11 protein-coding genes are annotated in these 12547 nt (G+C 33.3%); all 11 read left to right on the top strand.

The annotated features are described in order from the left end of the window. Nucleotides 1-5 precede the first annotated feature (5 nt). Nucleotides 6-1112 carry a sn-glycerol-3-phosphate ABC transporter ATP-binding protein UgpC gene (ugpC, locus tag H1220_06930; GenBank protein QMI85447.1) on the top strand — a complete coding sequence of 369 codons (1107 nt, stop codon included), beginning with the start codon at nucleotides 6-8 and terminating at the stop codon, nucleotides 1110-1112. 29 nt (nucleotides 1113-1141) lie between these two features. Next, a complete protein-coding gene (locus tag H1220_06925; protein QMI85446.1) occupies nucleotides 1142-2659 on the top strand; it encodes a discoidin domain-containing protein in 1518 nt (505 codons plus the stop codon). Beyond that, a complete protein-coding gene (locus H1220_06920) occupies nucleotides 2620-4380 on the top strand; it encodes a family 16 glycosylhydrolase (GenBank protein ID QMI85445.1) in 1761 nt (586 codons plus the stop codon). The genes H1220_06925 and H1220_06920 overlap by 40 nt, the downstream gene beginning before the upstream one ends. 203 nt (nucleotides 4381-4583) lie before the next feature. Beyond that, nucleotides 4584-5510, top strand: coding sequence for an HPr kinase/phosphorylase (locus tag H1220_06915; protein ID QMI85444.1), 927 nt, complete (start codon nucleotides 4584-4586; stop codon nucleotides 5508-5510). Between the two features lie 10 nt (nucleotides 5511-5520). Continuing rightward, on the top strand, nucleotides 5521-6351 hold the full coding sequence (locus H1220_06910) for a prolipoprotein diacylglyceryl transferase (protein QMI85443.1): 831 nt from the start codon (nucleotides 5521-5523) through the stop codon (nucleotides 6349-6351). Then, nucleotides 6352-7371, top strand: coding sequence for an NAD(P)H-dependent glycerol-3-phosphate dehydrogenase (locus tag H1220_06905; protein QMI85442.1), 1020 nt, complete (start codon nucleotides 6352-6354; stop codon nucleotides 7369-7371). Next, a complete protein-coding gene (gene galU, locus H1220_06900) occupies nucleotides 7371-8255 on the top strand; it encodes a UTP--glucose-1-phosphate uridylyltransferase GalU (protein ID QMI85441.1) in 885 nt (294 codons plus the stop codon). Before H1220_06905 ends, galU begins: the two co-directional genes overlap by 1 nt. 9 nt (nucleotides 8256-8264) lie before the next feature. Next, nucleotides 8265-9203 (top strand): thioredoxin-disulfide reductase, encoded by a 939-nt coding sequence (trxB, locus tag H1220_06895; GenBank protein QMI85440.1) that lies wholly within the window; start codon nucleotides 8265-8267, stop codon nucleotides 9201-9203. A gap of 9 nt (nucleotides 9204-9212) precedes the next feature. Beyond that, the gene (locus tag H1220_06890; protein ID QMI85439.1) at nucleotides 9213-9968 is read left to right on the top strand and encodes a class A sortase; all 756 of its coding nucleotides are present in this window, start codon (nucleotides 9213-9215) and stop codon (nucleotides 9966-9968) included. A gap of 12 nt (nucleotides 9969-9980) precedes the next feature. Continuing rightward, the gene (locus tag H1220_06885) at nucleotides 9981-11027 is read left to right on the top strand and encodes a D-alanine--D-alanine ligase (GenBank protein QMI85438.1); all 1047 of its coding nucleotides are present in this window, start codon (nucleotides 9981-9983) and stop codon (nucleotides 11025-11027) included. A 105-nt stretch (nucleotides 11028-11132) separates the two neighbouring features. Next, entirely contained in the window at nucleotides 11133-12494 is a 1362-nt protein-coding gene (locus tag H1220_06880; protein ID QMI85437.1) for a UDP-N-acetylmuramoyl-tripeptide--D-alanyl-D-alanine ligase, read from the top strand. The last annotated feature ends 53 nt before the right edge of the window (nucleotides 12495-12547 follow it).

Below are 12547 nucleotides of genomic sequence, written 5' to 3'. Positions count from 1 at the left end.
ATATTATGGCAACATTATCATTAAAACATATCCATAAACGATATGAGAATGGGTATCACGCCGTCGATAATTTTAATTTAGAAGTTCAAGATAAAGAATTTATTGCATTAGTTGGTCCTTCAGGGTGTGGTAAATCAACTTTATTAAGAATGATTGCAGGATTAGAAGATATTTCTGAGGGGGAATTTTATATTGATGATTTATGTGTGAATGATGTTGAACCTAAAGATAGAGATATTGCAATGGTATTTCAGTCATATGCTTTATATCCACATATGACTGTCTATGATAATATGGCGTTTGCTTTAAAACTGAAAAAAATAAGTAAAGACGAAATAGATAGAAAATTAAAAGAAACAGCACAAATTTTAGGTTTAGAAAATTTATTAGATAGAAAACCTAAGGCTTTATCTGGTGGACAAAGACAACGTGTGGCACTGGGACGCGCGATTGTTCGTTCTCCAAAAGTCTTTTTAATGGATGAACCTCTTTCTAATTTAGATGCGAAATTACGTGGAGATATGAGAACGGAGATTATCCGTATTCATAATGATTTACAAGCTACAACCATTTATGTTACGCATGACCAAACAGAAGCGATGACAATGGCACATCGTTTAGTCGTTATGAAAGCAGGTGTGATACAACAAATTGGGACACCAAAAGAGATTTATGATTTTCCAATCAATTTATTTGTTGCAGGATTTATTGGTGCTCCTACGATGAATTTTATTGAAGGAACACTTGAAAAAGGTTGTTTTAAAGTAGATGAAACAATTTCTTTAGAGTTACCTTTGGCACAATATCAACAATTAAAAGAAAAGGGTTATGAAAATAAACCAATAGTATTAGGGATTCGTCCAGAAAGTTTATCTAATGATCCATTTGTGATGCAAACTTATGAAAAAGCAATGATAACGTCAAACGTTATGGTAGCTGAATTACTTGGTGCTGAATATATTGTGCATACGCAAATCGGTTGTCAAAAGATAAAAGCAATTGTACATAGTAGACAACATATTCAAATGGATCAAGAGATTACCTTGGCATTCGATATGAATAAGGCACATTATTTTGATAAGAATACAGAACAAAATATTTTGTTATCATAACGATATTTATTAGAAAGAGAGGGATAACGATGAAAAAATGGGTGTTGAAAATAGGTGTAGTAGCACTGGTGGGTTTATCTTGTGTATCCAAACAATCCAATGTATATGCACAGTCTAGCGAAAAATTAGTAGAGTCAAATGTTTTATTGGGAAAAATACCAACGTCCAATGCAACTACGAAAATTGGTTCTGGTGATTCTACAACACCGCAAGTTCAGATTTTAAATCCAGAAGGAGCTACTGACGGGCAAATTAGTCAATCAGATGATGCGATGTCTACAAAAGTGATTGTAGGGAATGAAGTTGGTGGAGATGATAATGGATATAATCAATGGCAACATGTATATTTGCAATACGATTTAGAAAAAATAAGAGAGTTAAAACGATTAAAATTATATCGGAATAGTTATCCAAATGCTGTATCTACGTTTAAAGATGTGAAAATAGAAGTATCTCAAACTGCAGATTTTAAACAATCAACGACGGTATTTAACACAACAGATGTCATTGAAACGCCTGAAACAAAAGAAAAACCACAAATTGTAGATTTAGAAAATCCTATTCAAGCGAGATACATTCGTATTTGGGGGAAAGGGCATTATATTCAAAATACGAATAGCTCATGGAAAGGATACAGTAATGGCATATTGTTTTCAGAAATTGAAGCTATTGCGAATGTACCTGAATCTGAAGTGGTTGTGCCAAAAGAGTTAGAATTGCGTAATATAGCTCTTGGAAAACTTCCTTTTGTGAAAGGGTTAACACCCGTAGATATTGAAAAGATAAGTGATGGTAAACTGAATACAGGGTATGCTATTCATCAGACACCTGGAGAAAATCAACTTCAATTTGAATATAAGAATGTATATCAAATCAAAGAAGTTCATTTTAAATTAGAAGAGGGAACATATAAACATGTTAAAATAGAGGTAAGCTCTTCTCCAACATCACTTGGAACAACTATTTTTTCCAAACAGCAATTTACCCAAGGGAAAGATATAGAGAAAGTTATTTTAGATAAAGCGTTATCTGGGAAAATTGTGCGATTTACTGTTGAAAAAGATGCACAGTCACCTGTTAAATATAATGAAGTTGAAATTTTAGCATCAGGAAAGGATTTTGATGAAACAAGACCAGACTATATGATGCCAGAAACACCTTATAATAAACTAGTTTGGTCAGATGAATTTAACGAAGATACTATTGATGAAAGTAAGTGGCAAATTATTGATGGTATGGTAAATCATGCTGCTATTTATAATCGTAAAGCAGTTAGTATTGTGAAAGACGGAGATAATAGTTATTTAGCGATTAACAGTCGTAATTATAATAGTACACAAGCGCTTATTGATGCAGTTGGTATTGATAGATATACAAAAGATAATATTCCAAGTAAAGTAACATGGTCGTCGGGTCGTCTTGAATCTAAAGATAAATTTTCGTTTCAATTTGGGCGTGTAGCTGTTAGAGCAAAAGTGAATGATTCAAAAGGGATTTGGCCAGCTATTTGGAAGATGAAACAGGACATGATGAAATTGATATTTTAGAGTATTTAGGTCAAGATTCATGGGATGCTTGGACAACCAATCATTATGGTATTTTAGCTAAAAACAAAGGTTCACATGGAGTACCGACAAAAAATTATGAAGCGTGGAGTCAAGCATTTCATGTATATGAAGTAGAATGGTCACCAACACATATTTCATGGTACATAGATGGTAAAAAAGTGTTTACATCTACTCAAGGACAAGAGTTAGATAGTATGCATCATCGTCCAATGTTTCCGATTTTAGAAACACAAGTTGGTGACGGTTGGGTTGGTGATGTCGATTATAGCAAACGTTTAACAAAACAAGACAGTAATTATTTGATTGACTGGATAAGAGTGTATCAAACAGAAGATGCACCGATAACACGATTTGATAATCTTGATACACCAAATGAATCAACACCATACCATATTCGTCCAATCGTTAAAACGGACGGTCTAACCTTTGTGTCACATGGTGAACAACAATATGAAAATAAAAATAATTTCTTCTATGGTGGACAACCACGATATGAAAATAGTCGATTGTATGTAAAAGAAGGATCAGAAAATCAATCGCTTATTTATAAAGTAAATGGTGTTAAAGATGTGCATTTAACGACTTATTATCAAACATTAAGTGATGTTTCTCAATATAATTCTAGAGCATGGGCAAATGAAGGTGCATCTATTCGATCAACTGTTGTTCAAAAAGATTCATTAGATTTTAAAATTGAAACATCATTAAATGGAAAAGATTGGACGCCGTATCAATCATTACGTGTTGTTGATAATTTTGTAGATGCTTATCCAGCCTATGCACGAACAACATTTGATGCGTATGATTTGCCGAGTGGAACAAAATATGTAAAAGTTATTTTCCCGAATTACAAAGGTGCAATGTATACTTTGAGAAATGGATCTGTTCAATCGGTTAAACATACTGATATTCAATTAGCAAAAGTTACTTTTTTAACAGATAATATTATAGATAAGTCTGATTTAGAAGCATTGAAAAATAAAGTAGAGGCATTGGAAAAAGATTCGTACATAAGTGGAATGGAGAAACTAGAACAAGTTTTAAAACAAGCAAAAAATGTACTATCATTATCAACAGCTACTCAAGAAGATATAGATGATGTGACAAAGCAATTAGAAGAGGCACTTGGACAACTTATTGAAAAAAAAGTGTTTATGTTAATAGATAAAAAAGTAACGGTTACAACAGCTAAAACGGAAAAAACAGATGACCTCTCTTTTGTAGTGAAAGATGCGACAGAAGAATTAGAAAAACAATTTGATAAGCAAGTAGATATATACGATATGTATTTTGTATCAAATAAAACAAAAGAAAAAGTATCGTTTGAACAAGAAGCACATGTTAGTGTCATGAAAAAAGATGACCGTAAAGTAGAACAAGTCTATTTCTTAAATGGGGATAAAAAAGAACCAATACCTTTTACTGTTACAGATAAAGAAATCTTATTTACTGTTAAACATTTTAGTCATTATGCAGTGGTTTATAATGAAGGTAAAACGAAAAAACCATTTGCTATCAAATCAGAAATTACTAAGTCAAATACAGTGTCCATGAGTAGTTCTTTATTAAAAAATAAAGTTTCTGAAGAGAGAAAGTTACCGAAAACAAATGAAGAAAAATCTTATGTAGGTGTACTCATTGGTAGTTTATTATTAGGATTAGGATGCTTTGTTTTTAAAGTAAAGGATAATAGAATTTAACATATATACATATATAAAAAGGATTGATATGATAATGTATCAATCCTTTTTATGATGCTTTATGTTATAAAGTTAAAATAGTTTGTTTTTATTTTATACAGGATTGATGAAAGAGTATGTTTTTAAAAGTATATGCCTTTCCCGATATCTCAAAAAGTGGTATGATAAAAAAGAGTATAAATTTTTAAGATAGAGGTAAAAAAATGACCGTAACTGTTCAAGAGCTAGTGAATACATTAAGATTGAAGGTACAGCATGGGGAGGCATTTTTAGAAAGACATATTTTTACTAGTGAATTATCTAGGCCGGGTGTTGAATTAACGGGATACTTTGAATATTATGATGAGCGACGTATCCAAGTCCTAGGAATGACTGAAATATCGTTTATTCAAAAATTAGATAAACAAGAAGCACTTGATGTTATGAGAAAATTATGTGCGCATGAAACACCTGCATTTATTATTGCACGTAATTTAGAAGCACCGATGTGTTTAGTAGAAGCTGCTGAAAAGGCGTGTATTCCGATTTTACAAACATCAAGTAAGACAACGAGCGTCATTAGTAATTTAACCAATTATTTAGAAAGTAAATTAGCAGAGCGTGTTTCTATGCACGGTGTGTTTATTGATATATTTGGTGTTGGTGTATTGCTTACAGGAGATAGCGGTGTTGGAAAAAGCGAGACAGCTCTTGAGTTGTTACAACAAGGGCACCGTTTAGTTGCAGATGATAGAGTTGATTTTTATCAAGTGGATGAGTTAACGCTTATTGGAGAGTCTCCGAGTATTTTGAAAAATTTATTAGAAGTACGCGGTATTGGTATTATTGATGTGATGACATTATTTGGTGTCGGTTCTGTTCGTGATACGAAAAAATTAGATTTAATTGTTAGACTTGAAGTGTGGAATGAACATAAAACATTTGATCGATTAGGGAATGGGCAACAAAGAGTTCGTATTTTAGACGTAGATGTGCCACAAATTTCTATTCCAGTTAAAATGGGACGTAATTTAGCGAATATTGTTGAAGTAGCAACGATGAATTATCGTGCTAAAGGAATGGGATTTGATGCAACAGAAGTTTTTCAAAATAATTTAAATAAACTTATTCAAGAAAATACAAAAAATTAAGGAGATTATAATGACATCATTAGCTATAAATCCAGAAATTGTATCTTTTTTTGGCCTGTCTATTCGTTGGTATGCCGTCATTATGGTATCCGGTGCTTTTTTAGCAACTATTCTATCAAATAGAGAAGGACAACGAAAAGGACTTCCAAAAGATTTTTTTACAGATTTAGTGTACTATTTATTTCCAGTTGGAATTTTAGGGGCACGTATTTATTATGTCGTCTTTAAATTTGAAGATTATCAACATGATTTATTACGTATCTTTTATATATGGGAAGGTGGCCTAGCCATTTATGGAGGATTGCTTGCTGGTATTGCCTTTTTATATTGGTATGCTAAGAAATTTAATATACCAACTTTTATTTTGCTAGATATTATTACACCGGGTGTGTTATTGGCACAAGCGATAGGAAGGTGGGGTAACTTTGTCAATCAAGAAGCTTATGGTGCCCCAGTTACACGTGCTTATTTAGAGCAACTACATTTGCCTAACTTTATTATTGAGCAAATGAATGTGAATGGACAGTATTATCAACCAACTTTTTTATATGAATCTGTTTTAAGTGTGATTGGCTTTGTGTTGTTAATGGTGCTTCGCCGAAAACTAAAAGGATTAAAAATTGGAGATACGACACTGTTTTATGTTATTTGGTATGGTATAGAGCGTTTCTTTGTAGAGGGTATGCGTTCAGATAGTTTATGGTTAGGGCCATTAAGAGTATCTCAAGCATTATCACTTGTATTAGTGGTTTTATCCATCTGTATGTATGTATATCGTCATCGTAAAGATGTATCGCTCTATGAAATGTATCAGTATGAAAACCAGTTAGGAAGTGTGTAGATGAAACAAAAGATTGCTGTATTAGGTGCTGGTTCTTGGGGAACGGCATTGGCGACTTGTTTAGTCGAAAATGGGCATGATGTATGTTTGTGGGGAAACAATCAAGATGATATTGATTGTATCAATGAATACCATAAAAATGAAAGATATTTAAAAGATATTTTATTGCCTGAACAATTAAGAGCTACTATAAATTTGAATGAAGCACTTGAACAGGTGGATTGTATTTTATTTGTTGTGCCTACAAATGCTATTCGACAAGTAGCACAACAAGTGAATATGGCTATAACGTCTAAACCTTACATTGTACATGCAAGTAAAGGTTTGGAGCAAGGTAGCCATAAACGTATTTCGCAAATTTTATCAGAAACATTAGATAAAGATGTGTATAAGGATATTGTGGTGTTGTCTGGGCCAAGTCATGCAGAAGAAGTGGCTAGAAAAGATTTAACGACGATTACGGCTGCGTGTCAAAATAATCAATCGGCAAAATATGTACAATCATTGTTTATGAATAAGTATTTTAGAATTTACACAAATGAAGATGTTGTCGGTGTTGAATATGGAGCAGCTTTAAAAAATATTATTGCATTAGGTGCTGGTATTGTAGCTGGACTAGGATATGGTGACAATGCCAAAGCAGCACTTGTGACGAGAGGACTTGCTGAAATTACGAGATTTGGTATGTATTTTGGTGCAGAACCATTAACATTTATCGGATTAAGTGGTGTTGGTGATTTAATTGTGACATGTACGAGCGTGCATTCGAGAAATTGGCAATTAGGTTACCGATTAGGAAAAGGTCTTTCTTTACAAGAAGCAATGGAAGAAATTGATATGGCAGTTGAAGGTGTTTGGACAACGAAAGCAACTTATGAAATTGCACATCAAGAACAAATAGATATGCCGATTACAAAGGCAATTTATGAAGTGCTATACCATAATAAAAATGTGAAGCAAGCGATTGTTGAATTGATGGCACGAGATGGAAAAAGTGAAGAAATAAAGGAGATATCATGATGAAAAAAGTGAAAAAAGCGATTATTCCAGCCGCTGGATCAGGGACACGTTTATTACCGGCTACAAAAGCAATGGCAAAGGAAATGATGCCAATTGTTGATAAACCAACTATTCAACTGATTGTGGAAGAAGCTGTTGCATCTGGTATAGAAGATATTTTAATTATTACTGGTAAAGGTAAACGACCTATTGAAGATCATTTTGATGCAAATATTGAATTAGAAGCAACATTGCGTGAAAAAGGTAAATATGATTTGTTGAAACTAGTGGAATCAACATCAGGCGCTAATATTTATTTTGTACGTCAACCGTATCCAAAAGGATTAGGAGATGCTGTTTTACAAGCTAAAGCATTTGTTGGTGATGAACCTTTTGTTGTATTATTAGGTGACGATATTATGCATGATGAGGTACCATTAACAAAACAGTTGATTGATAGCTATGAAAAAACACATACAGCACAAATTGCTGTCATGGAAGTTGAACCGCACCAAACAGGTAGTTATGGCATTATTGATGTCGATTCTGAATTAGAAGAAGGTTTATACAATGTGAAACGCTTTGTAGAAAAACCAAAACCTGAAGAAGCTCCAAGTAATTTAGCGATTATTGGACGTTATTTATTAACGCCAGAAATTTTTGAAATTTTAGAAACATTGGAACCAGGTGTTGGAGGAGAAATTCAACTAACGGATGCGATTGACCGTTTAAATCGTACACATCGTGTTTTTGCAAAAGTATTCCGTGGGATTCGTTATGATACAGGGAATAAATTAGGCTTAATTACGACGAATATTCAATATGGTTTATCTCACCCGGAAGTCAAAGAAGGATTGAAAGAATATATCATTCAATTAGGTAAAATTTTAGAACAAGAAAATTAAGGAGTATATATGGATAAAATATTTGATGTCATTATTATTGGTGCGGGTCCTGGAGGGATGACGGCGGCATTATATGCTTCACGTGCCAATTTATCAGTGCTGATGTTAGAACGCGGTGTTCCAGGAGGAGAAATGCTGAATACATCAGAAATTGAAAATTACCCTGGATATGTGTCTATTTTAGGCCCAGATTTAGCAAATAAAATGTATGAAAGTGCGATGCACTTTGGTGCAGAATATGCTTATGGAGATGTGACAGACATTACACTCGAAGAGGATATAAAAGTCGTTCATGCAGGTAAAAAAACATACCGTGCTTATGCTATTATTATTGCGACAGGATCACATCATCGTTTATTAGGTGTTGATGGAGAAAGTCAATATAGCGGCCGAGGTGTTAGCTATTGTGCTGTTTGTGACGGTGCATTTTTCAAAGATAAAGAATTGATTGTTGTTGGTGGAGGAGATTCTGCTGTTGAAGAAGGTACATATTTGACGCAGTTTGCATCAAAAGTAAGTATTGTACATCGTCGTGATGCATTACGTGCACAAAAGATTTTACAAGATAGAGCTTTTAAAAATGATAAAATAACATTTATTTGGGATAGTGTTGTTGAAGAAATTTTAGGAGAAGATAATGCTGTTAGTGGTGTTCGTTTAAAAAATGTTAAAACGAATGAAGTTTCAACAGTATCTGCTGCAGGCGTATTTATTTATGTTGGATTGCTGCCAAATACAGAAGCATTTAAAAATTTAGGCATTACAGATGATGAAGGTTGGATTTTAACAAATGATCAAATGGAAACAGTCATTCCGGGTGTGTTTGCTATTGGAGATGTTCGACAAAAAACATTACGTCAAGTAGCAACAGCTGTTGGAGATGGTGCCCAAGCAGGTCAAGGTGTATATCATTTTATTGAAACACTAAAAGAAAAACAAGCACAATAAGGAGATAAAATGGGCAGACGAGAACAAAGATTACAAAGAGAACGACAAGAAAAACGTCAAAAAGGAGCACGTTCAAATAAATGGGTAACAGCACTAGCTATATTATTAGCAATCATAGGTATAGTGTTGATTTTCTCAAATCAAATTCGTAACATGATGTTAACACATCAGATTACACAACAAAAACCTGTCACGGTTAGTGAAATTGCTGAAAACAAAAAAGTAGAAGCGAATTTTGATTATGCAGATATTCATCCAATTAGTTTTGAAACAGTATTACAAGCAAGTTTAGCCAATGCTAAAGTACCGTCTATTGGTGAAATCGCTGTACCGTCCGTAGGTATTAAGTTGACGATTGCTAAAGGCGTGAGTGATTTGAATATGTTAGTTGGTGCTGGAACACTTCGTGCCGATCAAGAAATGGGAAAAGGGAATTATCCATTGGCTAGTCACTATACAACAGCCGGAGATGGTAAAATGTTGTTTACACCATTATTAAATATTCAAAATGGGGCAAAAGTTTACTTAACTGATTTAGAAAATGTTTATGAATATGAAGTATACTGGCATGAAACAGTTGCACCAGAGCGTGTGGAATTAGTGGATGATACACCAGATGAAGATATTGTGACGTTGATTACATGTGCTGATTTAGAAGGGCTACAACGCTATGTTGTGCGTGGACGTTTGAAGAATAAAACGAGTGTTAAAGATGCACCACAAGAAGCTAAAGATGCTTTTAATTTAGAAAGTAGAACATTCTAATAGGAGAACTATATGAAAACATTATTTTTAATTTATGGTGGGAAAAGTCAAGAACACGATATTTCTATTCTGACAGCATTTAATATCTTAAAAGCTATTTCTTATGATACTTATACAGTAAAACCAATTTATATTCAAAAAAATGGAGATTGGATTTTAGGGCAGACATTAACACAACCTGTTGAAAATGAAGCTGTTTTAACATGGGAAAAAGTAGGACAATCTGTTTTACCAACGGTTGTAAAAGAAGAAAATGCCGTTGTCTTTCCTGTGTTGCATGGGCCAAATGGAGAGGATGGTACTGTTCAAGGTTTATTTGAAATTCTTGATACTGCTTATGTTGGGACAGGTGTTTTAGCAAGTGCATGTGGTATGGATAAAATTATTTCAAAAAAATTATTTGCACAAGCTGGTTTACCACAATTACCTTATGTGACTATTTTGAAAAAGCAATGGTTATCTAGTGCTGAAACAGTCGTGACACTTTGCGAAAAAGAATTAACGTATCCAATGTTTGTAAAGCCAGCTAATTTAGGTTCAAGTGTAGGGATTTCAAAAGCAACGAATAAAGATGAGTTAATCAAAGCGATTGAATTAGCTTTATCCTTTGATAGACGTGTTGTCGTTGAAAAAGGTGTGATTGCTAGAGAATTGGAAGTTGCTGTCTTAGGATATGATGATATAAAAGCATCTGTTGTTGGTGAAGTAGTAAAAGTGGTTGATTTTTATGATTTTGAAGAAAAATATAAAAACAATCAAGCAACTTTACAAATTCCAGCACAAATTCCAGAAGATATTAGCGAAACATTACGACAATATGCTATTCAAGCTTTTGAAGCGATTGATGGCAGTGGTTTAACAAGATGTGACTTTTTCTTAACGGAAGATAATAAAATTTATATCAATGAAGTAAATACTTTGCCAGGATTTACACAATTTAGTATGTATCCTTTATTATGGGAAGCTACGGGTATCCCTTATGCTGATTTAGTGAATATGCTATTAGATTTAGCTGTTAAAAGATATGAAGAAAAAAGAGTATATCAAATGGTAGAATAAATAAAATTCCACATCTAACGATGTGGAATTTTTATAATAATGAATTGAAAAGGAAAGTATCCACTGATATACTTAGTTTAATGTTAAATGAAATGAGTGAAGAATATGAGAGAAATGACGATTGTTGAAATCGTGAAAGCTGTAAGAGCCATTGATTATACATCAAGTAATCGTTTTGCACCTGTTACAAATGTACAATTTAATACATCACTTTGCAAAACAGGGAGTTTATTTGTCCCTTTAAGAGGAAATAGTGACGGGCATGATTATGTTGAAAAAGCAATTGAACAAGGTGCGACTGTGACATTTTGGGACAGATCACAAGATGAAGCACCAGAGGGGATTGCGTGTATTTTTGTGGATGATACATTACAAGCATTTCATGATTTAGCAAGTTACTATTTAGAAACAACTCAGATGAAAGTGGTGGCCATTACAGGAAGTAATGGAAAAACAACAACAAAAGATATGGTTGCTGCTATTTTAGAAACGTCTTATTCTGTGTATAAAACACAAGGAAACTATAATAATGAAATAGGTGTACCAAAAACAATTTTAGATGCTCCTGAACAAACGGATATACTTGTTTTGGAAATGGGTATGGATGGATTTGGACAAATCGAGCAATTATCTACATTAGCAAAACCGATGATAGCTGTGATTACATTGATTGGCGATAGTCATTTAGAATTTTTAGGTTCTCGAGAAGGAATTGCTAAAGCCAAATTAGAAATGACAGCTGGTTTACGCGATAAAGGTATCCTTATTGTACCTGCTGATGAACCATTATTACAAAATAAGTATCCTTTTACACAAACATTTGGTGAACAAAAAGATGCTTTCTTGTGTATTGAAAATATTTCAACTAATCAGTATGGAACGCACTTTACACTAAAAAATAGTGACCAATCTATCCAATTGAAGATTATTGGTAAATATAATGCAAAAAATGCTGCAGCTGCTATATTGGTAGGAAACTTTTTCCAAGTTCCTATGGAAACGCAAATTCAAGCATTAGCAACATTTACACTAACCGCTAATCGAACAGAATGGGTGGATGGGATTTATCATACAACATTATTAAATGACGCATATAATGCTAGCCCAACATCTATGAAAGCAATATTGAAAGATTTCCAAACCTTAAACGTATCTGGAAGAAAAATTGCTGTGTTGGGAGATATGCGTGAATTAGGGCAAGAAAGTGATATCTTACATGCTAGTATCGCAAGTGTTATTGATGAACATCATTTAGATTGTTTATATTTATTTGGTGAACATATGCGAGCATTAAAAGAGGTGCTAAGCACTAAACAAATACCTGTATTTTATGAAAAAGACAATCACGATACATTCATTCAATTATTGAAAAATACATTACAAGAGAAAGATACAATTTTAATAAAATCCAGTTTTGGCACGAATTTATTATCCGTCGTAGAAGCATTAAAAAATCCAAACAATTAAGGTGAATGGTTTGAAAAATATATGCTAAAACGTTATACTAAATGATGACTTTA

Source organism: Carnobacteriaceae bacterium zg-84 (assembly GCA_013874835.1).
Classification (GTDB): Bacteria; Bacillota; Bacilli; order Lactobacillales; family Aerococcaceae; genus WM01.
The sequence above is the reverse complement of the archived record's forward strand: the minus strand, read 5'-3'. Positions and strand labels throughout refer to the sequence as shown.